The sequence below is a fragment of the Helicobacter valdiviensis genome, assembly GCF_003245365.1.
GTDB classification, from domain to species: Bacteria; Campylobacterota; Campylobacteria; order Campylobacterales; family Helicobacteraceae; genus Helicobacter_D; species Helicobacter_D valdiviensis.
On sequence record NZ_NBIU01000020.1, the window covers coordinates 14,321 to 39,794 of the forward strand.

Consider the following 25,474-nt stretch of genomic DNA (forward strand, 5'->3'; position numbering starts at 1 on the left):
AAGGATAAAAGGTGCAAGAAATTTTATTAGATGAATTTTTAAAGGCTACAATTAAAGAGGATTTAGGAAGAGGGGATTTATTTGCTAGGATTTTAAAAGAGGATAAAGAAGTAAAGAGCAAGATTATAGCTAAAGAAGATGGGGTGTTTTCAGGTGAAATTTATATTAAAAGAATGTGTGAACTTTATTGTATTGAAGCGGAATTTTTAGTTTTTGATAAAGAAGAGTTTCAAAAAGGAACAACGCTTCTTAATTTAAGAGGTAAAAGAAGCACGCTTTTAAGCTTGGAGAGAAGTATTTTAAATATTTTGGCACATTCTAGTGGAATTGCTACGCTTACAAGAAGATTTGTTAAAAAGCTACAAAATACAGATTGTGTTCTTTTGGATACTAGAAAAACAAGACCTCTTTTGCGCGTGTTTGAAAAATATTCTACAAAAAATGGTGGAGCTAGAAATCACCGCTTAGGGCTAGATGATTGCTTGATGTTAAAAGATACACATATTAAAGGAGAACAATCCTTAGAAGATTTTATTAAAGAGGCAAGAGAAAAAATCCCCTTTGGTGTAAAAATAGAAGTGGAATGTGAAACTCTAGAACAAGCAAGGGCAGTTTTAACTGCAAAAGGGGATATTTTAATGTGCGATAATATGCCACTTGAATTAATTAAAGAGGTGGTGGATTTAAGAGATAAAATCTCTCCTAGCACACTTATTGAAGTGAGTGGTAATGTGGAATTAGAAAATATAGCAAATTATGCCATTAAAGGGGTAAATGCAATTTCAAGTGGCTATATTATCCATCATGCAACTTGGATTGATTTAAGTATGAAGATGCTCTAATGCTTGATAGGGAAAAGCAATTTATTCAAACTCTAAGGGAATGTGGGGCTACCTTTGGGATAGGAGATGATGGAGTAGTGCTTGATAGATTTATTTATGCGAGTGATGGATTTTTTGAGGGGGTGCATTTTAAAAGACAATGGGGGGATTTAAAAAGGCAAATTGCAAAGTGTTTTTATGTGAATCTTTCAGATATTTATGCAATGAATGCAATTCCAAAATATGCACTTTTAACGGTTTGTATTCCAAGAGATTTTAAAGAGGGGAAGAACTTAGCAAAAGATATTGCACAAATTGCTAAGCAAAATGGAGTGCTTTTAGTAGGTGGAGATACATTAATAGGAGATAAGCTTCATATTTCACTTACACTAATTGGAGAAAAATGCAAAAAGCTCCTTTATAGAAAGGGGATTAAAATAGGCGATTATCTTGGATATTTAGAACCAAAAAGTGCATTGCATTTAGCTAAATCTCAAAAATTTGGAAAAAATATAAGGCATTTAAAAAGTGCATTAAGATTTAATGCAATTTCTAAAAATTCTCGTTTTTTTACTCCTAAGCTTTATCCTAAAATGCTCTTAGAACTTAATTTAGAAGCTAAAGCTGGAATGGATATATCTGATGGTATTTTTATGGAACTTTCACGCCTTAGCAAGATAAATAGGATAGATTTTAAGATTTTAAAGAAAAAAGGAGAGTGGTTTTATTCTCCTGAGGAATACCAAATGCTTTATGCTTTAAGAAAGCAAAAAATACAAAAAGCTAAAAAAATAGCTTTGAAAAATCGCCACAATTTAGTGATTTTTGCTAAAGCCATAAGGGGAAAATATCAACTAAAAAGAAGAAATTGGCATTCTTAAATTTTGTTTTTAAGCCTTGAAGCTTATTTTGCTTTTACAAAGATGGGATAAAAAGCATTCATGGCATTTTGGATTGATAGCTTTGCAGATGTATCTACCAAAAAGAACCATTGCTTGATGTAGAGTAAAAAGATTATCTTTAAAAAGTTTTGTTAAATCTTCTTCAGTTTTTAAAGGTGTGTTAGAATTGCTTAAGCCAAGCCTGTGTGAAACTCTAAAGACATGCGTATCTACGGCAATAAAGTTTGCTCCTTGAGATTCTATTAAAAGCACATTAGCAGTTTTTTGTCCTACTCCGGGTAGGTTTTTTAATTCTTCTCTATCTAGAGGTATTTTGCCATCAAATTTTTCACATACCATTTGAGCCATTGCTTTTAGGTTGGTGGCTTTATTGTTAAAAAAAGAGCAAGTTTTAATCAGTTCTTTGATGTCTTCTAGGGGAGCATCTTGCAAGCTTTGTGGAGTGGGGTATTTTTTAAAAAGAGCAGGTGTGATAAGATTTACTCGCTTATCAGTGCATTGGGCGGAGAGCATAATCGCTATTAAAAGTTCAAAATCATTAGAGTAATTAAGTTCTGTTTTTGCATCTTTATAGTGTTCTAAAAAAAGTGTTTTAATTTCATTTATTTCTTTTTTGGTTGCTTTTTTTACCATTTTAGTCCTTTTTGAAAATTTGAATAGGCGAGGTAACTACGCGTTTTAAGACATTAAAAGGAGAAAGTAGAATGTCTTGTGCAGTTTGTGTTGTTATTTTTGGATTGTCTAGATTGCCACTAATTTTCACACCTGTGGAAATTGTTCCATCTTTGCCTAAAAAAATGTAATTTACTACGGGAATTTTATTGATAATATTGCTTAATGATTTTATAGTAATGAGCTTTGTGTTTAAATCAATGATTTTATTTTTTAAATCCAATACTCCATTGCCTTGTAAATCCATAGAGCTTCCTTTAATGTCAAGATTATTGATGGCTAGATAATCTTCATTTAATCCAAAATTCATTTTACCTTCTTTAACCAAATAACCCTCATTATTAAAACCGGGCGATTTTAAACTTAACAAAGAAGGAATGGTATCAAGAAAAGCTAAAAGATTTTGTAAGACTTTTAATTGTTTGATGGAGGTGTTATAGAAATTTAATTCTCCTATTAAAATACCCTCTGGATTGCTTGTAGCATTTAGAGAAAAAATACCATTAGAAAAAGCCTGTTTTTTAGCTAGGGAATTTACAAATTCATCTCCAAAATTATTAGCATTAATTTGTAGTTTTTCTCCACTCTTTTTAATGGTGGCTTTGCCATTTTTATGGGAAAGTTTAATATCTAAAATATCTTTATTAAGGGTTGCTTCTAAATTATCAGCCAAAATAGGAAGTTCTTTAAAAATAAAAATGCTATTTTGTGCTTTTAGGTGTGTGGGTAGATTATCTGCGTTATTAGAAAAAGAAAGCTTATCTAAATCTAGAACATAATCTTGTAAAAAAATATTTTTTTGATTCTTAGAACTAGAATATTGTATTAAATTATCATTAGTTTTTAAGTTTAAAATATCTTTGGAGTATTCAAGTGTTAAAGAAAGCTCATTGCTAGGATTGTCTTTTTTATAGATAAAGGGCAGGCTAGAAATTAAGTTTAGTTGCATTAAAAAGTTAGAAAAGTCTTTAGTGCTAATTTCAATATTTCCCTCTTCAATATTATAATCTTGTAATAAAGATGAATAAGCAATTAAGGGTTTTAAGTCTTTAAAATAAAAAGTGCTTGTATCTGTATGGCTAAGATTGGCTTCAATATTAAAAGTAGGTAGATTTAAGTAGGTAAAATTAGGATTGTTGAAATCTATCATAAAAGGAAGCAAGTGGTTTTGGATACTTAAGAGATTGTTTTGAAGTTCAAGATTTACTATTTCTAAATCCCCACTTAGTTTATGGGTTTTGGTGTTGATGATAAAATGAGGATTTGCTTTTATAAAATTTTGGTAGGTTAAATTTTGGATTTTTACATCAATGAGGGGATTTTCTAGCTTGATTAAAAACTCACTTCCATCAAAAACAATCCCTTTGTAATCAAAGCTAGCATTTTTAGCGCTAAAAATCCCTTTGTATGTTAAATTTAAGGAATGCAAGTCTAATCCTAAATATAATGTGGCATTGGTGTTAGATTTTAATTGCTTAAGAGGTAAAGAAATATGGTAGGATTCTAGAATTTTATGAATAGGAGAGCTTAAAGGGGTATTAGCATGGAGGTTAATCTCTAAAAAAGCATGATCGCTTAGAATGTTTTTAATGGCTACTTTAGAATTTTGCAAAGGGATATTTTCATAAGTGGGAGATTTTGGGTGAAATTCTAAAGTATTGTTTTTAAATTCAAGGAGGATTTCTTTGCTAATAAGAGGAGAAATGTCTTTTTGGAAATACACTTTAGCTTCTCTTAAGATGGCTGTAGCTTTTAGTGTTTTTTGGAGTGCGGGAAGAATTTTTTCGCTTTCTAAGGGAAGTGAAAAAGAAAAGGATTCTAAATATGCATTTTCCATAGTGTAATTATCAAAAATCCATTCTTTTAGGATTTGATTGTTAAAAGGGGGAAGAATTTTTTCTAAAAATTTAATATCTTTAAAAGGAAGACTAGAGCCAGAAATTTGCAATTCTTCAAAATCTCCACAGGAATTAAAGTTGAGAGTGGTTAAAAGATTATGGTTTTGTAAATCTAAAAAGCTAAGAGAGCCATCAAAATTTAATTTTTGACTTTTTAGAGTGTAGCTTCCTTTGCCTTGCATATAAATTCCAAGTCTATGTAAATAAAGATCTTGAAGATTTAAAAGAATTGTAGAATCTTTTTCACTTAAATTTAATTTTGCATAAATATTGGGAAAATTGATAGTAAAATTCTCTCCATCATAAAGTAGATTAGCTTCATAGCCTTTTAGCTTGATTTGTTTTAGTTGGATATTTTGAAAATATTGTAAAAGTGTGTGGATGGTTTTTGCATAGTGGATTTGGGTTTGAATATCTAATTTTTGGCTTTCATCTTGGGTTTTTAAATCTTTAAAATCTAAAGTATCTATTTTTAAAATAAGTTTTTTATCTAAACTTAGATAGAATCCATTAACTTCTACGCCATAAATGTGGAATTTATCCAAAGAAATACCCTGTGTAAGAAAGGCATAAAATCCGATGAATAAAGTAAAAAAGACGCCGATGAAAATACTAAAATTGAGAATTTTAAAAGATTTTTTCTTCATTATTGTTATAACGCTTTGTTTTTATCTTGCTAAACCTATGCAATCTAGCTTAGTTGTTTTTATTCCACAAGGTGGTGTGAATACAATTATAACACATCTTAATAAAAATCAATTTGATGTAGGCAAGTTTGATGCAATTTTAATACATCTTTTTGGAAAACCTCAAAGTGGGTGGTTGGAAATTAAAAAAACCACACTTAGTAAAGGCGATTTTTTGTATAAGCTAACAAGTGCTAAAGCCGCCTTAATAGATGTGCAGTTAATACCTGGTGAAACACTGTATTTTTTTGTAAAAATTTTGTCAGAAGGTTTGGGTTTAGATGAGGCTAAACTTATGGAGTCTTATTTTAAGTATGCACCAAACTATCTTGATGGTGTGATTTTAGCAAATACCTATAAAGTTCCAAAAGGTATAAAAGAAGAACATTTGATGTATTTTTTGGTAAATTCTTCTATGAAGATGCATCAAAAATGGTCAGTAAAGTTGCTTGGAGAATATGATGAGAAACAATGGTTTAGATATGTAACAATTGCATCTATTATTCAAAAAGAATCTGCAAATATAGAAGAAATGCCACTTGTTTCAGCTGTGATTCATAATCGCTTAAAGCTCAAAATGCCTTTGCAAATGGATGGTTCTTTAAACTATGGTAAGTATTCTCATACAAAAATTACACCTAAAATGATACAAAATGATACAACTACCTATAATACCTATAAATACAGTGGTATTCCTAAGTATCCTGTAGGAAGTGTGAGTTTTGATGCAATTAAAGCAGCGATATTTCCCGCAAATGTTGATTATCTCTACTTTGTAAGAAATAAAAATGGTGTGCATTCTTTTTCAAAAACTTACAAAGAGCATATAAATAATTTTAATAATTAGGAAACTTCTAAGATAGCTTTAAGAGAAGTTGGTTAAAAATACTTGTAGAAAGTTAAACAAATTTTGTCTTTTGTAATGAAAGTTAATTTGTTTTTATACTTTTGCTATTGAAAATGTATAAAATTTAAGGTGTTAATATGGAACGCGTCAAAAAGGTTGGTATCATAGGAGCAGGACATGTGGGCTCAACTCTAGCTTATATACTTTCAGCAAATACTCCTTATGAGATTGTTTTGCAAGATAAAGATAAGGATAGAGCAAGAGGAATGTTGCTTGATATGTTTCAAGCTTCTTGTGTGGGGCCAAAATTTACAAAACTTGGAGTAATAGCAGATCCTAAAGATTTAAAAGGCTGTGATTTGATTGTAATTGCAGCAGGTTCTCCAAGATTGCCAGGTATGAGTAGAAATGATTTGCTTTTTGCAAATGCTAAAGTAATTAGTGAAATTTGTAAAGACATCAAAGAGAACTCACCAGAGGCAATTTTGCTTTTAGTTACAAACCCTTTAGATGCGATGGTTTATACAGCTTTAAGAGAAACAGGTTTTAAACATAAGCAAATCTTGGGTATGGCAGGCGTGTTAGATAGTGCTAGAATGGCTAGTTTTATTTATGAGAAATTAAAATGTGCTCCTGGACAGATTGTTGCACCTGTGATGGGCGGACATGGTGATGATATGGTGCCTTTAGCTAGATTTAGCAGTGTAAATGGTGTGCCTTTGAATGAGCTTTTAAGTCAAGAAGAAATTCAAGAAGTGATAGAACGCACAAAGAATGCGGGAGCTGAAATTGTTTCTTGCTTGAAAAAGGGATCTGCATACTTTGCACCTGCTAGAGCCACAGCTGAAATGGTAATAGCCATTATGAGTGATAGTAGAAAAATCCTGCCCAGTGCTGTTTATCTAAATGGTGAGTATGGATATAAAGATGTTGTGGGCGGTGTGCCTGTAGAATTAGGTATTAATGGAGTAGAACGCATTGTAGAGTTACAACTTAATCAAGAAGAAAAAGCTCATTTTGATCGCTCTATTCAATCTGTAGAAGCTCTTATTAATGAGCTTAAAACAAATTATTTTAAATAACCTATTTGCAAGGAGGGCTTTGAAGAGTAAAAAATTTAATAGATACACTCACTTGTAAATGGGTTGTTGTGTTGATTTTATGAAAATTAAAAAAATTAAGGAGTAAAGAATGGGATTGCTAAAAGCACCTGAGAATACACCGGTTTGGGTTAATGAAGATCGCTGTAAAGCGTGTGATTTATGTGTTTCTGTATGCCCTAGTGGGACACTAGCAATGTGTTTTGATGAGCATAGAGTATTAGGCAAAATGGTAAAGGTAATCAATCCAGAAAGCTGTATTGGTTGTCAAGATTGTGAATTGCATTGCCCTGATTTTGCTATTGCAGTAGCCGATAGAAAAGAATTTAAGTTTGCTAAAATCACAGAAGAAGCAAAGCAAAGAGCAGAAGCTATCAAAGCAAATGGCTATATGGCACTATAAGGAGTAAAAAGTGAGTAGAGAATTTATATCAAGTGGAAATGAATTAGTAGCACATGCAGCAATTGATGCGGGTTGTAAATTTTTTGGAGGCTATCCTATTACTCCATCTAGTGAGGTAGCACATGAAATGAGTGTTCTTTTACCGCGTGAAAATGGTAGTTTTATTCAAATGGAAGATGAAATTGCTGGGATTTCTGTGGCTTTAGGTGCTTCTATGAGCGGTGCTAAATCCATGACAGCAACTTCAGGACCTGGAATTTCATTAAAAGCAGAGCAAATTGGTTTAGGTTTTATGGCAGAAGTTCCTTTAGTGATTGTGAATGTTATGCGTGGTGGGCCTTCAACTGGACTTCCAACAAGAGTGGCACAAGGAGATGTGGCACAAGCAGCACATCCAACACATGGGGATTATCAATCTATCGCTTTATGTCCTGGAAGTTTAGAGGAAGCTTATACAGAAACCGTGCGTGCATTTAATTTAGCAGAAAAATATATGACGCCAGTATTTTTATTGCTTGATGAGACACTAGGGCATATGCATGGAAGGGCAGTGGTTCCAGATTTAGAAGAGATACAAAAAAACATTGTAAATCGTAAGGTATTTACAGGTGATAAGAGTTCTTATAAACCTTATGATGTGAAAGAAGATGAGCCTGCTGTGCTAAATCCATTCTTTCAAGGGTATCGCTACCATGTTACAGGGCTTCATCATGGGCCAACAGGTTTCCCAACAGAAGATGCAGTGCTTTCTCAAAAGTTAATTGATAGATTGTTTAATAAAATTCTAAGCAAGAAAAATGATATTGTAACTTATGAGGAATACAAGCTTGATGATGCGGAGATTTTATTAATTGCTTATGGTTCTACTTCAAGAAGTGCTAAAGAAGCTGTGGATAGATTAAGAGAAGAGGGAATTAAAGTGGGATTGTTTAGACCTATTACTCTTTGGCCTTCTCCTAAAGAAGAATTGGCAAAATTGGGTGCTAAATTTAATAAAATTTTAGTAGCTGAATTGAATAAAGGACAGTATGTTAAAGAAGTGGAGCATTCTATGAAAAAAGAAGTTGCACTTTTAGCAAAAGCTAATGGACGCCCACTTTCACCTATGGAAATTGCAAATAAGATTAAGGAGTTATAAGATGGCATTTAATTATGATGAATATTTAAGAGTGGATAAAATGCCAACACTTTGGTGTTGGGGCTGTGGAGATGGTGTAATCTTAAAAGCAATTGTTAGGGCGATTGATAAACTTGGTTGGAATATGGATGATGTGTGCTTAGTGAGTGGTATTGGCTGTTCTGGGCGTGTATCTTCTTATGTGAATTGCAACACTGTGCATACAACACATGGTAGAACCCTAGCTTATGCAACTGGAATCAAACTAGCAAATCCAACTAAAAAAGTGATTGTAGTAGGTGGTGATGGAGATGGATTAGCAATCGGTGGAAACCATACAATCCATGCTTGTAGAAGAAATATTGATATTAATTATGTGCTTATTAATAACTTTATCTATGGGCTTACAAACTCTCAAACTTCTCCAACAACTCCTAAAGGGATGTGGACTGTAACAGCTCAATATGGTAATATAGATCCAACCTTTGATGCAGCAAAATTAGCAGAAGCTGCAGGAGCTAGTTTTGTAGCTAGAGAATCTGTTTTAGATCCTAAAAAGCTTGAAAAAGTTCTAGTAGAGGGCTTTTCTCATGAAGGTTTTAGCTTCTTTGATATTTTTAGTAACTGCCATGTAAATTTAGGTAGAAAAAATAAAATGGGAGAGGCAGTAGATACGCTTTCTTGGATTGATAGTATGATTATTTCTAAGAAAAAATATGATGAATTAAGTAATGAGGAAAAAGCAGGTAAATATCCAACAGGTATCTTACATCAAGATAATGATAAAATTGAATATTGTAAAGCTTATAAACAAGTTCAAGAAAAAGCACAAGCTAAAAAAGGAGGTGCAAAATGAGAAGACAGCTCCGTTTTACAGGTGTAGGTGGGCAAGGTGTTTTACTAGCAGGAGAGATTCTAGCAGAAGCACAAATTAGAGATGGAGGCTATGGAGTAAAAGCTGCTACTTATACTTCACAAGTGCGTGGAGGACCTACAAAGGTAGATATTTTACTTGATAAAGAAGAAATACTTTATCCTTATGCAAATGAGGGTGAAGTAGAGTTTATGCTCTCAACTGCACAAGTAAGCTATGATCAGTTTAAAGGTGGGCTAAAAGAAGGTGCGACGATTGTGATTGAACCCAACTTGGTAACTCCAAGTGAAGAGGATAAAAAGAAATTTAAAATTTATCCTATTCCAATTATTACAATTGCAAAAGAAGAAGTTGGAAATGTTGTAACACAATCTGTTGTTGCTTTGGCAATTACAGTTGCTTTAACAGAGTGTGTAGATAGAAATTTAGTATATGAAACAATGATTAGCAAAGTTCCTGCAAAGGTTGTAGAGCTTAATAAAAAAGCTTATGAACTTGGCGAAAAATACGCTAAAGAAGCACAGAGCAAAGGTGCAGTCTAATTTAAAGAGGATTTTATCCTCTTTAATCTTTATTTCAACTCCATTTTAATAAAAGCTTTTTAACAATTCTTATGAAAAATAGTTTATAGGTTTCTTATAAGCTTATTTTAATGCTAAAAAATTCTTCTTAAATTAATTTACCCATTATATAAAAGCTTTCTAGTGATATTTGCGAAATTAAAAAACTTAAAATAAAAGTAAATAAAATTGTGTTAGTATAAAACAAAAAGAGGGGCAAAAATGAGTTTAGATATTTTTTCACATCCACATATTACTAAGGAGTTTAAAGAAAATCATTATGTTTTAAATAATCCTGCAACTTTAGAGAAAATAGCTTATATTAAAAAAACAAGCAAGCAAGAATTAGAAGAGATTTGTAAAAAAGCTAGTTTGGCACAAATAAAATGGACTAAAGTTCTAGCAGAAGAAAGAAGTGACATTCTTTATAAGTTTTATGAACTTATTTTAGAGCATAAAGAAGAGTTGGCATATTTAATGACGCTAGAGCAGGGGAAAGTCTTAGCAGAATCAAGAGGTGAAATTTTGTATGCAGCTTCTTTTGTAAAGTGGTTTTCGCAAGTGATAAGAGGGGTTTGTGGAGATGTGCTTTTATCTAAGAAAGAAAACGAAAATCTTTTTGTGCTAAAAGAGCCTATTGGAGTATGTGCTGCAATTACGCCTTGGAATTTTCCTTCTTCTATGATTACGCGCAAAATGGCACCCGCTTTAGCTAGTGGATGCGCAATGGTTTTAAAACCTGCTTCACAAACTCCTTTGAGTGCTTATGCGCTAGAGCTTCTAGCACAAAGGGCTGGAATACCTAAAGATTTATTTGTAGTAGTAAATGGTGATTCTAAAGAAATTAGTGATGTATTTGCAAAATCTCCCATTATTAAAAAGTTAAGTTTTACAGGCTCTACTGAAGTTGGCAAAATGCTTTATGCAAAGAGTGCAGAAACTATTAAGAAGCTAAGTTTAGAGCTTGGAGGCAATGCACCTTTAATTGTATTTGATGATGCAGATATTGAAGTGGCACTTGATGGGATTATGGCTTCTAAATTTAGAAATAGTGGGCAAACTTGTGTGTGTGCTAATAGAATTTATGCACAAAGTGGGATTTATGAAAGATTATGTGAGAAACTAGCATTAAGAATTGCAAATTTAAAAGTAGGTAATGGAATGGAAGAGGGGGTGCATCAAGGACCGCTTATTAATGAAATAGCTGTTAAAAAGGTGGAAGCCCATATTCAAGATGCACTCTCTAAAGGAGCGAAGATTTTAACAGGGGGCAAAAGACATGCTTTAGGGGGAAATTTTTATGAACCTACATTGATAGCAGATGTGAATGAAAAAATGCTAGTAGCAAAAGAAGAAACCTTTGGGCCTTTAGCACCTATTTTTAAATTTGAAAGTGAAGAAGAGGTGATTAAAGAGGCAAATAACACAGAATTTGGATTGGCGAGTTATTTTTTCACACAAGATTATAAACGCCAATGGCGTGTGGCTAGAGCCTTAGAATATGGAATGGTAGGGATTAATACAGGAATAATTTCTAATGAGGTTGCCCCCTTTGGTGGAGTAAAGCAAAGTGGTTTGGGCAGAGAGGGTTCTAAATATGGAATTGAAGAGTATTTGGAGATAAAATATCTTTGTATGAGCCTCTAAAGAAAAATATAGTATAATCGCCCAAATTTGCATAACTTTAAGGAAAAATATGGAACAGCTAAATAATCTAAATAGTATTAATGATTTTAATGAAGCTAAACAAGTGATTGTCGGGGGTGTAAATTCTCCTGTGCGTGCCTTTAAGAGTGTTGGAGGAACACCTCCTTTTATTAGAGAGGGGAGAGGTGCATATTTGGTGGATGAAGATGGGAATCGCTATATTGATTTTGTGCAAAGCTGGGGGCCTTTGATTTTTGGGCATTGTGATAAAGAAATTGAAGAGAGTGTGATACAAACCTTACAAAAAGGACTTTCTTTTGGAGCGCCTACAACTTTAGAAACAGCTTTAGCTAAGGCGGTAATTAGCATGTATGAGGGGATTGATAAGATTCGTTTTGTATCTAGTGGGACAGAAGCTACTATGAGTGCAATTAGGCTTGCTAGAGCATATACTGGGCGTGAAGATATTATTAAGTTTGAGGGTTGCTACCATGGACATAGTGATAGCCTTTTAGTGCAAGCAGGAAGTGGATTAGCAACTTTTGGGAATCCTAGCTCGCCTGGAGTTCCTAAAGATTTTAGTAAGCATACGCTTGTGGCTAGATATAATGATATACAAAGCGTAAAAGATTGCATACAAAAAAGCACAGGAGTTGGAGCGATTATTATTGAGCCTATCGCAGGAAATATGGGGTTAGTGCCAGCTAAGAAAGAATTTTTAGCAGAACTTAGAGAGCTTTGCACAAAGCATAATATTGTGCTTATTTTAGATGAAGTGATGAGTGGTTTTAGGGCAAGTAGCAGTGGTAGCTATGGGATTTATGGTATTAAAGGAGATCTAGTAACCTTTGGTAAGGTAATAGGCGGAGGAATGCCTGTGGGTGCATTTGGAGGAAGCGAAGAAATTATGAATTTGCTATCCCCTAATGGAGCAGTTTATCAAGCAGGAACGCTTAGTGGAAATCCAGTGGCAATGAGTGCTGGCCTTGCTTCTTTGTATAAAATCAAGCAAAATCCTAAACTGTATGAAAAATTGGAGAGATTAGCATTAAAACTTACAGAAGGGTTAAAAAAAATATGTGAAGAATTTAAAATACCCCTCCAAACTTGTGTTAGAGGTAGTATGTTTGGATTTTTCTTTAATGAAAATGAAGTAAAAAACTTTGAAGATGCTCTAAAAAGTGATACTAAAATGTTTGCAAGATTTCATCAAGGAATGCTTAATAAAGGTGTGTATTTTGCATGTTCGCAGTTTGAAACAGGATTTATTTGTGATTGTATGGATGAGGCAATGATTGATAGTGTGTTAGAGCGTGCTTGTGAAGTTTTAAGGGAGATTAGCACTTATGGAGAATGAAAAAGTGCAAAATAAAGCAAAAGAAGAAATTATGGAAAACCACAATCAAGTATTTATGCAAAAAGAGGCAAAAGAGGAATTAAAATATAAAGATGCACTTTTGGCTTACTCTAATGCAACTTTGGGAGTCTCTATGGTGCTTGCTGTGCTTATTGGAGTTGGGATTGGTTATGGATTAGAAAGTCTATTTGGGTATGTTTGGTTGTTTTGGCTTGGGGTATTTTGGGGAATTTGTGCAGCAATTTTAAATATATATAAAGCCTATAAACGCCAAAAAAGAGAGTTAGATACACTCAGTAAAAATCCAAAATATGCTTATCAAAGCAAGCAAAATTGGGAGGATGATGAAGAATAAAATCTTTATAAATTTTGTTGTATTTTTAGGGGTTTTTCTAGCTAGTTGGCTTTTTTTGGGAAAAATTTTTGTTTTAAATTTTGCTTTTGCATTTTTATCCTTTGTGCTAGTGATTTTAGCGGTATTTTACGCGCAAAAAAGAAAGATAAACGCACTAATAGCTAATGCAGATTCTAAAGAGCTTGAAGCTATTTCTAAAATGTATGAAAGCAAAGCTCAAAAACTTGAAGAAGAGCTATGGCAAGAAGATGAGGAAGATAATAAAGAGAGCTTAGAGGAAAAGATAGAAGAAATCTCCAAAAATAAAGAAAAAGATAAAATAAAAATTCCCAAAAAAAGAAGATTTTGGCAGAATTTTGATAAAACTTCTAGTAAGCTTGGGGTAAAGATGTTTTTTATGCCCTTAAGATTGCTTGCTTATGCTTTTTTAGTGGTTGGCTTTTTAATATTACTTAAAAATGAAGCTTTGCATTTATGGGGATTTTTTAGCGGACTTGTTTTTGCAAATGGAGTTGTTATTTTAAATGTGGTTTTATGGAAGATAAAATAGAGAAAAAATCTCTATTTTATTTAAAGTATTAGAGCCTTGATTCGTAGCGTCTTAGCATATAAAGGCGTTTAAGCATTTTTTTGCGTGCGCTAATTTTTTGCTTTTTACGCTTTTCAGTCATTGGTTCAAAAAATCTTCTAGCTCTGCTTTCAGTTACTACCAAGTTTCTATCGGCTTGTTTTTTAAACTTTCTGTAAGCATCATCAAAAGATTCGTTTTCCCTTACTTTGATACCGGGCATCTAATCACCACCTTTTTATAAAATTTTTGCTTTTAAAGCACTAGATTATAGCAAATAAATATAAAAAATTACCTTAGAAAGCTTTGTGGTATAATTTAAAATAGGGAATAAGTTTATGAGGTAGTTTGTGGAAATACAAAGAGCAAAAGAATGTATTAAAGAAGCAGAAGTTTTAATGATCACTGCAGGGGCTGGAATGGGAGTGGATGGGGGATTGCCAGATTTTAGGAGCAAAGAGGGTTTTTGGAGGGCTTATCCCCCTTTAGGAGAGCTTGGAATTAAATTTCAAGATTTAGCAAATCCTAAAAGTTTTTGTGAAAATCCCGAACTTTCATGGGCATTTTATGCGCACAGGTTTGAGCTTTATAAAAAAACTCCAAGTCATTTTGGGTATGAATTACTCTTAAAATTAGCCAAGCAAAAAGAAGATTATTTTGTGATTACTTCAAATGTGGATGGGCATTTTTTTAAAGCAGGATTTGATGCAGATAAAATCTATGAGTATCATGGGAGTATTTATTATTTGCAATGCAGTTCTTATAGATGTAAAAATTTTGTATGGGATTTAGATTTTAAGATTAAAATTTCAGAAGATTTTAGAGCATTGAATTTGCCGATATGTCCTAAGTGTGGGAGTCTTGCACGGCCTAATATTGTAATGTTTGAAGATTATCATTTTAAAGATAAAAGAATCAATATGCAAGAAGCTAAGTTTAATAAATGGAAAAAGAAACAAACTTTTAAAAAAGTAGTGATAATAGAAATAGGTGCAGGCAAGGCTGTGCCTAGTATGCGAATCTTGGGGCAAAATCTATGCAAAAGAATACCCAAAAGCACTTTAATTAGAATTAATCCTACAGAAGCAGATTTTCCTAAGGATTTTAAAGAGGAAAAGAGTATCTCACTCTCCTATGGAGGACTTGAAGCTTTAAAAAAGCTTGTAGATATATTTTAAGAAAAATATAAATTTTTATTATGTGTTAAGATATTGTTGATGTGTTTGGGTGCTAATACTTTATGATTTTTTACAAATTTCTACTTTTAAAGATATAGCAAAAAGATGTTTTTGTATAAGAAGTATGTTATAAAGTAATATAAAAAATCAAAGTGAGCAATTTTGCTTGATATTTGCTAGATACTTACTTTACAAATAGCTAATAAATACCTATTAAACGCTATTTAAAAAAAGTTTAATTAGATAATTGCCCGCAATACTCTACCCTTTATCAACATCACTTCTTGTGTTTTGCTGATATGGAGCTGATAGCTTTTGTAGTCTTTATTTACGCTTGTGATTTCTAGAATATTATCAAAAGGGTTTAGCTCTAAAAGCTTTACTATTAGCTAATTTGCGTAGTTTATAATATATAAACCATCGCCCTTAAACTAGCTCCCTTCTTCAAAAATCACCCAGCTATCAGACAAAAGCATTGGCACCATAGAGTAGCCATCCACTCTTATAGCTTTAATATTTCCCATAGGAATAGTTTTAAAAAACTTTATCAATAGCTAACATCTGTCTGCTTTTGTGGCATTCTAAGCCTTCCAGCTCATTTCTACTACCTGCTAAATCTGGAAATATCAAGTTTTGGGATAAGATAAAAATTATCTTGCTCTTTTTTTAAAGGTTTGTGGGACTGGGAGACAGATTTTTACTACTAAGAGACATTTTGTTAAGCTTACTAGGAGATGTTGGAGTTAAAATAATCCTTATTAGCTTGTTAAGCCTGAAGTAAGTTTTTTATGTTTTGTATTGAAATTCCACTAAGTTTTGATAATTGTTCTTGTGTTAAATCTAAATTTTTTCGTGCTATCTTGTTTTTTGTGATAAATCCATACCTAATCCTTGATAAAGTCTATTATATGTGTAAAATAAAAATATGATTGATATGTGTCTAAAAATATTTTTAGTTATTTTTTTAAGGTTGTTTGGTTGGGTGTAATAATTTTTTTACTGTCAATATTGCTATGTATTTTTTGGTTTTTGGATATGGGTTTACTTAAAAAAACCTTTTCCATTTTCTTTGGTTTTGCGATTATGGTTGCTATGGTTTTTGGTTGTAAGCTGGTTAAAGCATTTTTTATGAGCTTACAAGAATATATAGAAGATAGATATTTTTTACACTTTTTTGACTTATTTTATAGGTATTCTAACCTTATTTTAGAAATAGGACTTTTGTTGTTTTTTATGCTCTAATATATGCGGGTTTGTTAATACAATATAAAGAAATGGCATATAGCTCTTTAATATCTTATCAAATTTTACTTATTGTGGCTATTTTAGCTCTTAAGGGAGATAGTTCTAAATCATTTTGGATTGTTAGAAGCAAAAGCCACATCGCTTAAAAGTTCTAGCTCTTCTTTACTAAAACCTGCTTTTAGTCTAGCCTCTACATTCATAGAGGAATTTGCTTTAGGGAAAGAGAAGCAATGTTTTTTTAAAATTTCAATGTAGGTGGTTGCGCGTTTTTGTAGTGGAATTTTTTGCTCCTCACAGATATAATGGAACCATTTATCTCCTTTGCTTACATGGGAAATTTCTTCATTATAAATAATTTGTAGCACTTCTAAAAGTGGGGTTTTGATTTTATGGGAGCTTTGTGAAACTTTGGTGCATAAAAAAGGATTTACATCTAAGCCTACTGCTTCCATTCCTCTAGGCACTAAAGCGATTCTATCTAGCAATAAATCAGCTTTTTGCATAGAAGAAAATAATAAATCATGCACTAAAAAATCGCCATATTTAAAACCTACTTGATTTAAAAGCTCATTTAGGCGGTTAAAATGTTCCACTTCTTCTTTGGCAACTTCAATCCAATCAAAATAGTAAGTTTTAGGCATATTTCTAAAACGATAGGCGCAATCTAATGCTAAATCAATCGCACAAAATTCAATATGTGCAACAGAGTGCAAAAGGTGTGCAACATTTAAATCAGTTTTTAAATATTTTCCTTGTGGAATTTTATGGCGTGGGGCAATTTGGCAAAAATTTGCAAAAGTTGGTTGTTTTAAGGTTAATATAGCTGTGCTATGATTAAAAGAGAACTTATTAAAATGGATGAAAATTTCTCTTGTTAAAGTGCATTTTTCAAGAGCACTCTTAGCATTTAAGGCTTGATAAACTAAGCTAAAAAACTCTATTTGAAATCCTTTTTAGTATTTTTTGGTATTTTACTCAAAAAAGGCTTATGAAAATAAGAATTTTAGCCTTAAAAGTGTAAAAACTAAAAGAATTCTCGCTATAATTGCAAAATAGAATAAAATTTTTAGGAATGCTGATGAAAAAAACTTCTAGCAAAGGAGCTTTTAGTAAGCTCCTTGGACTTATATTGGTTATTATTATTGTAGGTGGTGGAGTTTTTGTGCTTACTTCTAGCCTTTTTGAAAAAAATCCGCCTAAAATCTCTTTGCTTTCAGAACCATGGTGGAATTTGGGTGCAAATTCTAAACTTTCATTTTCCATAAGCGATTCTTCAAATTTATCTAATTTTAGCGCTTCTTTGCTATATGATGGAGAAAAAATCCCTATAAATTTACAAAGCATTCCTTGCAATATCCAGCCACAAAAGGAAACAATGCTTTGTTTTAGCGTGCAATCTCCTAATATTTCTAGAAAGAACTTAACAGAACTTACCCTAGAGGTAAGTGCTACAGATACAAGCAAGTGGAATTTTTTTAAAGGGAATACACAAACACAACAATTTGCTATTAAAATTGACACAAAAAGACCTCAAGTTTCTGTGTTATCAAACTCTTATCGCATTACTCAAGGTGGAAGTGCTTTAGTTGTGTTTAGGGTGGATGAACCTAATTTGATGGATTTAAAAATAAGTAATGGAGAAAATGAATTTATTCCACAGCCTTTTTATAAAGAGGGATATTATATTTCTTTAATAGCTTGGCCTAAGGATAATGCAAATTTTAAAGCCACTATTTATGCAAACGATAAAGCGGGTAATATAAGTAGCACCCCTATTAATTTTTATGCAGTTTCTAAGCAGTATAAGACTTCTAATATTCCTTTAACAGATAAATTTATTGATGGAAAAATTTCAAGCTTGGTAGAAGAGATTGGACAAAGAAGCCTAGATAGTTTTGCAAATAAGTTAGAGATTTTTAAGTATATTAATGAGGAAATTAGAGATTATAGCACTCAAAGAATTATGGAAGTTTCTTCTAATTTTTCTAAAGACAAAATAGAAGATTTTAAAATTTCTCCTTTTTCTCCCCTTAAAAATGGTGCAATGATGGCGAGTTTTGGGGATCATAGGACTTTTATTTATAATGGAGAAGCTGTTAGTCAATCTAATCATATGGGATTAGATTTGGCAAGTATCAAACAAGCACCTGTAAAATTAAGCAATGAAGGCAGGGTGATTTTAAATGAATTTGTAGGGATTGATGGGAATGCTGTTGTAGTGTATCATGGGCTTGGATTATCTACTTTGTATGCACATCTTACTAGCTCTTCTGTAAATGTGGGAGATATGCTAGAGGCAAACGCACTTATAGGACATACTGGAAATACAGGTTTGGCACTAGGGGATCATTTGCATTTTTCTGTTTTAGTGCAAGGCTATGAAGTATGGACAGCTGAATGGATGGATTCTAAATGGATTGAAAATAACATTACTAAAGTTATTAGAGAATCTAAAGAAATTATTGATAGAATTTCATCGCTTTAAAGAGAAGAAATGTTAGAAGCTAGACAGAAGAATTTAAGAGCATTTGTGATTTCACAAGGAAATCAAGAGGAGATTATAAAATATATAGAACAAAATCATATCCTTTTACGCTCTTTTTTATTGATTTTTAGTGCAGGGTTGTTAAATGAGGAAATTAAACAACTTCTTTGCCAAAAAGAACTAAATTTTGTTGAAGAAAACCCAAATAATCCTCTTAAAATTTCAAATTCTAAAACAAATACTAATGCTATAGAAGAAATTAGAATAGATAACACAAGCAAAGCACAAGAAACAAAACAAGAAACCTATAAAACTAAAATAATTTCAAGAACAATAAGAAGTGGCGAGGAAATTATAAGTTTGGGCGATCTTAGTGTATTTGGGCAAGTTAATAGCGGTGCATTTTTACAAAGCGAAGGGAATTTGCAAATTTTTGGGGCAAGTATGGGGGATATTTTATGCAATGGAGAATATCTCATTCTTAATGCGTTTGAGGGAGGAAATGTAATTTTTGGAGGAGAAATTATAGAGAGAGAAAAGCTATTAGATAAAAAAGCTAAAAAAATTTATAAAAAAGATGAAAAAATTATTATAGAGGAGCTATAAAATGAAAGAGCAAACCATTAAAAAAGCAGTAGAGTTGGTAGGGATTGGGTTGCATAAAGGAGTTCCTGTAAAGATGAGATTAGAACCATTGCCAGAGGGTAGTGGTATCCATTTTTTTCGTTCTGATGTGGGAGTAGATATTCCCTTAAGTCCTGAAAATGTAGTGGATACAACCATGGCAACAGTAATTGCTAAAGAAGGTTTTAAGGTTTCTACTATAGAGCATTTGCTCTCTGCAATCCATGCTTATGGAATTGATAATATTAGAATTGTTTTGGATAATGAAGAAGTGCCTATTATGGATGGGAGCAGTATTGGCTATTGTATGTTGCTTGAAGAAGCAGGGATACACAAGCAAGAAAAAGCCAAAAGAATTCTAAAAATCAAAAATGCTATTGAAGTAAAAGAGGGGGATAAATTTGTAAGATTAGAGCCTAGCAATCATTGTATTTTTGACTTTTCTATCCATTTTCCTCATCCAGCCATTCTTACACAGAGTTATAAATTTACTTTTTCTACTAAAAATTATAAAGAAGAAATTGCGCGTGCTAGAACTTTTGGTTTTTTAAGTGAAGTGCAGTATTTAAGATCCATAGGATTAGCACTTGGAGGATCTTTGGAAAATGCTATCGTGCTTGATGATACTAATATTTTAAATAAAGAGGGCTTACGCTATAAAGAAGAGTTTGTCCGTCATAAAATTTTAGATGCTATTGGAGATATGTCGCTTCTTGGAATACCTTTGCTTGGGACTTATGTATCTTATGCAGGTAGTCATAAATTAAACCACTTGCTTACTAAAAAGCTTTTAGCAGAAGAACATTCTTATGAGATTGTTGAGCTTAAAGAAGAAAGTGAAGCTAAAGAGCTAGAGCAAGCTTATGCGATACAAGGAAATTAATTTGGACTCTTATGAGATTTTAATTTTTCCTTTGGGTGAGCCTTTACAAATAGGGGTTTATCAAGAAGGTAGAAAAGTAGATGAATTTAGTGTGCAAGGACAATTAAGCGAGAATTTGCTAAGTTTATATAATAAAGTGTGTCAAAAATACTCTAAGATTTCAGAGATTTATTTTTTGAAAGGTCCAGGAAGCTTTATGGCTTTAAAACTTGTTTATTTATTTGTTAAGACTTTAGAAATTACTAAAGGGATTCAAGTGCAAGCTTGCACTTCTTTTGAATTTAATCAAGAAACGCCCATTAAAGCCTATGGTAAAAGTTATTTTGTGAGAGAAAAAGGAGAAATTATTTTAAAAGTTTTAGAAAATACCCCTAAAAATTGTGAATATGTTTTGCCATTAATATTAGATAAAAAACTTTTTACTAAAGAGATAGAGCCGCTTTATCTCTTGCCGGCAGTGTAAAATGACACCACAAAAAAAAGCTGTTATTGTTGCAAGCTTGGTGGCAAGCTTGTTGATTTGCGTTAAATTTGTCATTGGTATTCTTAGTTCTTCTGTGGCTGTGCTTGCTTCTGCTATTGATTCTTTGTTGGATTTACTAACCTCTTTGTTTAACTTTTTTGCACTTAGTAAATCCGAAAAGCCAGCAGATAGTAATTTTAACTACGGAAGAGGAAAAATAGAGTCTTTAGCAAGTGTGATTGAGGGAAGCATTATTATTGTTTCTGGAATTTTTATATTGTATCAGTCTATTATGAAGCTTATAAGGCAAGAGGATGTTGAGTATTTAGAATATTCTATTTATGTGATGATTTTTTCTGTGGTGGTTACTCTATGCTTAGTGCTTTATTTAGAGCGGATTGCTAAAAAAAGTAATAATCTCATTGTAAAAGCAGATGCATTGCATTATAAAACCGATCTTTTTAGTAATGGAATTGTGTTGGTTTCTTTGGGGGTTGTGTATTTAAGTGGATTTGCATTTATAGATGGAATTTTAGGAATTTGTATTGGGATTTATATTATCTATTCTGCGTTTTCTTTGCTAAAAGAAGGGGTTTTAGTCTTATTGGATAAGGCACTTAGTGAAGAATTGGTAAAGAAAGTAATACAGATTTTAGAGCAAGAAAAGGGTGTGATTGCTTATCATGATTTAAAAACAAGGCAAAGTGGCGAAATTTATTTAGTGGAAGTCCATTTGGAGTTAGATGGAACGATGAGCTTAAGCAAGGCACATAAAATTGCAGATACTATAGAAAAAAGAATTATGGATTTAGAGGGTAAGTGGGAAGTGATTACGCATTTAGATCCTTTTGGCGAGGAAGAATAATGAAATATTTGCTAGATTTTTTACAAAAAGAAAATGTGCAAAAAACAATACTATATCCTTATTTAAAATGCAACAAAGAAGAATGCGAAATTCTCCGTTTTTTATGTAGGGAGTTTTTGAAAGGAAATGATGAAGTTGTTTGTTTAGATGCAATTCAAGCAGTGTTTGCGGTTAAAGATGAAGAGGTATTGCAATATTTAGCATATTTTAAAAATCTTCTTTCGCTAGGTTGGATTGTCCAAAATAGTTTTTTAAAAAATGGTAGTTCAGAAGTTCTTTTGCTTGAAATTGTAAATATGGGAATTTCTTTAAGTAATAATTTTTTGAAGTTGCTAGAAGAGGGTGGTGTTAATCCAGAACTTCCAGAACTTACCCCTTATAGTAATCATTTAGAATATTTAAAAGATCAATTCTTAGTAATACAAATGTTGTGGAATATTGTTCCTTTTAAAAAAGATGAAAAGCCCTCACCCCTTTTAAATAAAAATCTACAAAAATTAAATCTTTTACAAGAAAGAATACAAGAGCGCTTAAAGGTTAGCAAGATTGTTTTGCCTCTTGAAGAAATCCTAAAAGAATATCATTTAAGCAAAGAAGAAAAAATTTTATTTTTTGCAATTTTAAAAGAAGAATATTTAGGAAGAGAAAATGAAAATGGCAGAGAGCTAAATTCTTTAATCAACCTTATTAGCAATAACGATTATGATAGAATTAAAAATCGCATTCTTTTGGATGAAAAGAGTAAATTGGTGCAAAATGGTTTGGTAGATTATGATGAAATTTTGAGTGGATTTGGTGGGATTAATCGCACTTATTTTATCCCAGATGCGATTTTAAAGAAAATTACCCACAATGAAGAAAAAAAGAAAAAAATAAGTTTGGAAGATTTGCTAAAAGAGCAAGATATTTTTGAATATCTAAAGCCTAAAATTCCTCTAAGTGAAGTAGTCTTAAATCAAGAAACTAGAAAAACCCTAGAAACACTTTTAAAACAGGTAGATAGTAAGGTTTTGCACCATTTAAAAGAATGGGGGATTAAAGAAAAGGGTAGAAGCATTGATGCTAAAATCATACTTTATGGAGCAGCAGGAACAGGTAAAACTCTCACAGCATTAGCTTTGGCTAAATCTCTTAAAAGAGCAGTTTTGAGCTTTGATTGCTCTAAAATACTTTCTATGTATGTAGGAGAGAGTGAAAAAAATGTAAGAAAGATTTTTGATACCTATAAAGAGATTTGCCAGCAGACAAAGCTTTCTCCTATATTGCTTTTAGATGAAGCTGATCAGTTTTTAAGCACAAGAACAAGTAGTGTTGGCGGGGGTGCAGAGAAAATGCACAATCAAATGCAAAATATTTTTTTGGATAAAATAGAACATTTTGATGGGATTTTGATTGCCACTACAAATCTTTTAGAAACTATAGATACGGCTTTTTCAAGAAGATTTAATTATAAAATTGAATTTAAAAAACCTAATTTAGAAGAGAGATTATTACTATGGGAGAGATTATTGCCTAAAAACGCACCCTATGCTAAGGATTTTTCTATCAAGCATTTAGCAGAATTTCCATTGAGTGGAGGTCAAATTTCTTTAATAGTTAAAAATACAGCATATTGTGTAGCAAGTCTAGAAAATCCGCAATTTACTACACAACATTTTCTAGTAGAAATACAAAGGGAGCTTAATAGCAATTTTGATAGCCAAAGAGAAATGGGCTTTTTATAAAGATTAATCAATCTTTAAAACTGCTAAAAAGGCTTCTTGTGGCAATGCCACCTTTCCGATTGCTTTCATTCTCTTTTTACCTTCTTTTTGTTTTTCTAATAGCTTTCTTTTTCTTGTAATATCACCACCATAGCATTTAGCAGTTACATTTTTGCCCATAGATTTTACGGTTTCTCTTGCTATGATTTTATTTCCAACACTTGCTTGAATTGCTACTTCAAAAAGTTGTCTAGGTATTATTTCTTTCATAGACTCTACAAGCTCTTTACCTTTTTCATAAGCTTTGCTTTTAGGCACTATAATGCTTAGTGCATCTACAATATCTCCTGCTACTCTTATATCTAGCTTTACAAGTTCTCCCTCTTTATATTCATAAGGTTCATAATCAAAGCTTGCATAGCCCTTTGTGCATGATTTTAGCTTATCATAGAAATCCATCACGATTTCATTAGTTGGTATTAAGTATTCCAAAAGCACTCTAGTTTCTTGCAAGTATTCCATTTTTTGCTGGATACCTCTTCGCTTGCTAACAAGAGTGATGATATTTCCTAAAAACTCGCTAGGAACAATGATTGTAGCTTTCACATAAGGTTCTTTTATGGTGGCTATTTTTTGTTCAGGTGGGAGCTCGCTTGGATTTTGGATAAATACCACGCTTCCATCTGTTTGTGTGACTTCATAGACTACCGTTGGTGCAGTAGCAATTAAATCAAGCCCAAATTCTCTCTCTAGCCTCTCTTTGATAACCTCCATATGCAAAAGCCCTAAAAATCCTATTCTAAACCCAAATCCTAGAGCGACAGAAGTTTCAGGCTCATAAGTTAGGCTAGAGTCGTTTAGTTTTAGCTTGTCTAACGCATCTCGCAAATCTTCAAATTTGTCTGTATCAATAGGGTAAATCCCAGCAAATACAAAGGGTTTAGCAGGTTCAAAACCAGAGATAGGCTCTTTTGTTTTGTTTTTAAAGTCTGTAATGGTATCGCCAACGGCAATATCGGTTACATTTTTAAGCCCTAAAATCACAATTCCTATTTCGCCAGTTTTTATTTCTTGTGTTTTTTCTTGCTTAAGTGGATGAGGGTAGAGCAGTCCTAGCACTTCATGGTTTTTTTTGCTTCCCATTATATAGATGTTTTGTCCTACTTTAATGTTGCCATCAATCACTCTAACTAAGGCTAAAGCACCAAGATAGTTATCAAACCAAGAATCATAAATTAAAGCCTTGGTGGGTGCTTGTATCTCCCCATTTGGTGGGGGAACAAGCTTTACTATGGTGTCTAGTAGTTCTTTAATGCCTAAGTTTGCTTTTGCACTCACTTCTAGTGCATTGGTGCAATCTAGCCCTATGGTTTGTTCTATTTCGCTTTTTACGCGTTCTGGTGCAGCCGCTGGAAGATCTATTTTATTTAACACAGGGATAATTTCTAAGTTGTTTTCTAGTGCAATATATACATTTGCGATGGTTTGAGCTTCTACTCCTTGAGAAGCATCTACTACAAGCAAAGCACCCTCACATGAAGCAAGAGAGCGGGATACTTCATAGCTAAAATCCACATGCCCTGGCGTATCAATAAGGTTTAGTATATATTTTTCACCCTCATATTCATAGTTTAGTCGCACACTTTGTGCTTTTATTGTGATGCCTCTTTCTTTTTCAATATCCATTGTATCCATTACTTGATTACTCATTTCTCTATCAGAAATTGCACCACACATTCTAATCAAACAATCAGCAAGGGTAGATTTTCCATGATCTATATGGGCTATAATTGAGAAATTTCGGATATTTGATAAAGGATTTTTCATGCACTGCCTTAAAATTTTAAATTAGTGCGGAATTTTATCAAAACTTCATATAAAAATGCTTTAAAGCCTAAAAGGCTTTATGTTTTGTAGTTTGTCTTTAAGGTTTAAGAGTGTTTAATATAATTGATTTTTTAATATCAAATTGTAGTAATAATCAAGAAAGATGTGTGGGGCTAAAAGAGAAAATTTAATCAATATAATTTTATGCAAGCAGACAAGAAAAGAAAGATTAGAGTTTGTTGAATGTAATAGCTATGAATTATTTTGCTATTTTACTTCTTGTAATGATATTTTGCTTTGCTACTGCGTGGTAGTCTTTTTTCATCATTGTAAATACCACCCTCACCAAGTTATTACGAGCAAAACACAGTCTTGCGTGGTAATCTAACATTGT

At 32.4% G+C, this 25,474-nt stretch carries 25 protein-coding genes; 20 read left to right on the forward strand and 5 right to left on the reverse strand.

The window, feature by feature from the left end:
- The first annotated feature begins 11 nt into the window (after positions 1-11).
- Together nadC and B6S12_RS07060 are read left to right on the forward strand one after the other, a co-directional pair.
- Positions 12-842, forward strand: a complete 831-nt coding sequence (gene nadC / locus B6S12_RS07055; protein WP_111230095.1) for a carboxylating nicotinate-nucleotide diphosphorylase — start codon at positions 12-14, stop codon at positions 840-842.
- Positions 842-1,702, forward strand: coding sequence for a thiamine-phosphate kinase (locus B6S12_RS07060; RefSeq protein WP_111230096.1), 861 nt, complete (start codon positions 842-844; stop codon positions 1,700-1,702). Before nadC ends, B6S12_RS07060 begins: the two co-directional genes overlap by 1 nt.
- Positions 1,703-1,711: 9 nt before the next feature.
- Here the strand turns inward: B6S12_RS07060 and nth are convergent, their stop codons facing one another.
- Positions 1,712-2,356 carry an endonuclease III gene (nth, locus tag B6S12_RS07065; protein WP_111230097.1) on the reverse strand — a complete coding sequence of 215 codons (645 nt, stop codon included), beginning with the start codon at positions 2,354-2,356 and terminating at the stop codon, positions 1,712-1,714.
- Between the two features lies 1 nt (position 2,357).
- Entirely contained in the window at positions 2,358-4,940 is a 2,583-nt protein-coding gene (locus tag B6S12_RS07070) for a YhdP family protein (protein ID WP_111230098.1), read from the reverse strand.
- On the opposite strand from B6S12_RS07070, the gene mltG reads away from it, so the two are divergent.
- From mltG to B6S12_RS07120, 10 genes are all read left to right on the forward strand, one after another.
- Complete coding sequence (gene mltG, locus B6S12_RS07075) at positions 4,897-5,826, forward strand: endolytic transglycosylase MltG (protein WP_425454660.1); 930 nt, start codon at positions 4,897-4,899, stop codon at positions 5,824-5,826. The two genes, B6S12_RS07070 and mltG, sit on opposite strands and share 44 nt — an antisense overlap.
- A gap of 137 nt (positions 5,827-5,963) precedes the next feature.
- Entirely contained in the window at positions 5,964-6,908 is a 945-nt protein-coding gene (locus B6S12_RS07080; RefSeq protein WP_111230100.1) for a malate dehydrogenase, read from the forward strand.
- Between the two features lie 109 nt (positions 6,909-7,017).
- A complete protein-coding gene (locus B6S12_RS07085; protein ID WP_111230101.1) occupies positions 7,018-7,329 on the forward strand; it encodes a 4Fe-4S binding protein in 312 nt (103 codons plus the stop codon).
- A 10-nt stretch (positions 7,330-7,339) separates the two neighbouring features.
- Positions 7,340-8,467 (forward strand): 2-oxoglutarate synthase subunit alpha, encoded by a 1,128-nt coding sequence (locus B6S12_RS07090; RefSeq protein WP_111230102.1) that lies wholly within the window; start codon positions 7,340-7,342, stop codon positions 8,465-8,467.
- 1 nt (position 8,468) lies between these two features.
- Complete coding sequence (locus B6S12_RS07095) at positions 8,469-9,302, forward strand: 2-oxoglutarate ferredoxin oxidoreductase subunit beta (RefSeq protein ID WP_111230103.1); 834 nt, start codon at positions 8,469-8,471, stop codon at positions 9,300-9,302.
- Positions 9,299-9,862 (forward strand): 2-oxoglutarate:acceptor oxidoreductase subunit OorC, encoded by a 564-nt coding sequence (locus tag B6S12_RS07100; RefSeq protein ID WP_111230104.1) that lies wholly within the window; start codon positions 9,299-9,301, stop codon positions 9,860-9,862. The genes B6S12_RS07095 and B6S12_RS07100 overlap by 4 nt, the downstream gene beginning before the upstream one ends.
- Before the next feature lie 240 nt (positions 9,863-10,102).
- The gene (locus B6S12_RS07105) at positions 10,103-11,527 is read left to right on the forward strand and encodes an NAD-dependent succinate-semialdehyde dehydrogenase (RefSeq protein ID WP_111230105.1); all 1,425 of its coding nucleotides are present in this window, start codon (positions 10,103-10,105) and stop codon (positions 11,525-11,527) included.
- 49 nt (positions 11,528-11,576) lie between these two features.
- Positions 11,577-12,884, forward strand: a complete 1,308-nt coding sequence (gene hemL / locus B6S12_RS07110) for a glutamate-1-semialdehyde 2,1-aminomutase (protein ID WP_111230106.1) — start codon at positions 11,577-11,579, stop codon at positions 12,882-12,884.
- Positions 12,874-13,239, forward strand: a complete 366-nt coding sequence (locus tag B6S12_RS07115) for an AtpZ/AtpI family protein (protein ID WP_342767091.1) — start codon at positions 12,874-12,876, stop codon at positions 13,237-13,239. Before hemL ends, B6S12_RS07115 begins: the two co-directional genes overlap by 11 nt.
- The gene (locus tag B6S12_RS07120; RefSeq protein ID WP_111230107.1) at positions 13,229-13,789 is read left to right on the forward strand and encodes a hypothetical protein; all 561 of its coding nucleotides are present in this window, start codon (positions 13,229-13,231) and stop codon (positions 13,787-13,789) included. The genes B6S12_RS07115 and B6S12_RS07120 overlap by 11 nt, the downstream gene beginning before the upstream one ends.
- Positions 13,790-13,817: 28 nt before the next feature.
- Here the strand turns inward: B6S12_RS07120 and rpsU are convergent, their stop codons facing one another.
- On the reverse strand, positions 13,818-14,030 hold the full coding sequence (rpsU, locus tag B6S12_RS07125) for a 30S ribosomal protein S21 (protein ID WP_005020782.1): 213 nt from the start codon (positions 14,028-14,030) through the stop codon (positions 13,818-13,820).
- Between the two features lie 127 nt (positions 14,031-14,157).
- On the opposite strand from rpsU, the gene B6S12_RS07130 reads away from it, so the two are divergent.
- A complete protein-coding gene (locus B6S12_RS07130; protein ID WP_245892587.1) occupies positions 14,158-14,985 on the forward strand; it encodes an SIR2 family NAD-dependent protein deacylase in 828 nt (275 codons plus the stop codon).
- Between the two features lie 1,035 nt (positions 14,986-16,020).
- Complete coding sequence (locus tag B6S12_RS07140) at positions 16,021-16,227, forward strand: hypothetical protein (RefSeq protein WP_146239351.1); 207 nt, start codon at positions 16,021-16,023, stop codon at positions 16,225-16,227.
- A gap of 110 nt (positions 16,228-16,337) precedes the next feature.
- Here B6S12_RS07140 and B6S12_RS07145 read toward each other — a convergent pair whose 3' ends face one another.
- The gene (locus B6S12_RS07145; RefSeq protein ID WP_111230109.1) at positions 16,338-17,171 is read right to left on the reverse strand and encodes a ferritin-like domain-containing protein; all 834 of its coding nucleotides are present in this window, start codon (positions 17,169-17,171) and stop codon (positions 16,338-16,340) included.
- Between the two features lie 137 nt (positions 17,172-17,308).
- On the opposite strand from B6S12_RS07145, the gene B6S12_RS07150 reads away from it, so the two are divergent.
- From B6S12_RS07150 to B6S12_RS07175, 6 genes are read left to right on the forward strand one after another with little or no spacing between them, the layout of a single operon-like run.
- On the forward strand, positions 17,309-18,715 hold the full coding sequence (locus B6S12_RS07150; protein WP_111230110.1) for a M23 family metallopeptidase: 1,407 nt from the start codon (positions 17,309-17,311) through the stop codon (positions 18,713-18,715).
- A gap of 9 nt (positions 18,716-18,724) precedes the next feature.
- Positions 18,725-19,321 (forward strand): septum site-determining protein MinC, encoded by a 597-nt coding sequence (locus tag B6S12_RS07155; RefSeq protein WP_111230111.1) that lies wholly within the window; start codon positions 18,725-18,727, stop codon positions 19,319-19,321.
- 1 nt (position 19,322) lies between these two features.
- Positions 19,323-20,222, forward strand: coding sequence for a UDP-3-O-acyl-N-acetylglucosamine deacetylase (lpxC, locus tag B6S12_RS07160; RefSeq protein WP_111230112.1), 900 nt, complete (start codon positions 19,323-19,325; stop codon positions 20,220-20,222).
- A 1-nt stretch (position 20,223) separates the two neighbouring features.
- Entirely contained in the window at positions 20,224-20,685 is a 462-nt protein-coding gene (locus B6S12_RS07165) for a hypothetical protein (protein WP_245892589.1), read from the forward strand.
- Position 20,686: 1 nt separating this feature from the next.
- Positions 20,687-21,550: a cation diffusion facilitator family transporter gene (locus B6S12_RS07170; protein WP_111230113.1), complete on the forward strand. Its 864-nt coding sequence runs from the start codon at positions 20,687-20,689 to the stop codon at positions 21,548-21,550.
- Positions 21,550-23,274: an AAA family ATPase gene (locus B6S12_RS07175; protein ID WP_111230114.1), complete on the forward strand. Its 1,725-nt coding sequence runs from the start codon at positions 21,550-21,552 to the stop codon at positions 23,272-23,274. The genes B6S12_RS07170 and B6S12_RS07175 overlap by 1 nt, the downstream gene beginning before the upstream one ends.
- Positions 23,275-23,277: 3 nt before the next feature.
- Here the strand turns inward: B6S12_RS07175 and lepA are convergent, their stop codons facing one another.
- Positions 23,278-25,080, reverse strand: coding sequence for a translation elongation factor 4 (gene lepA, locus B6S12_RS07180; RefSeq protein ID WP_111230115.1), 1,803 nt, complete (start codon positions 25,078-25,080; stop codon positions 23,278-23,280).
- Between the last annotated feature and the right edge of the window lie 394 nt (positions 25,081-25,474).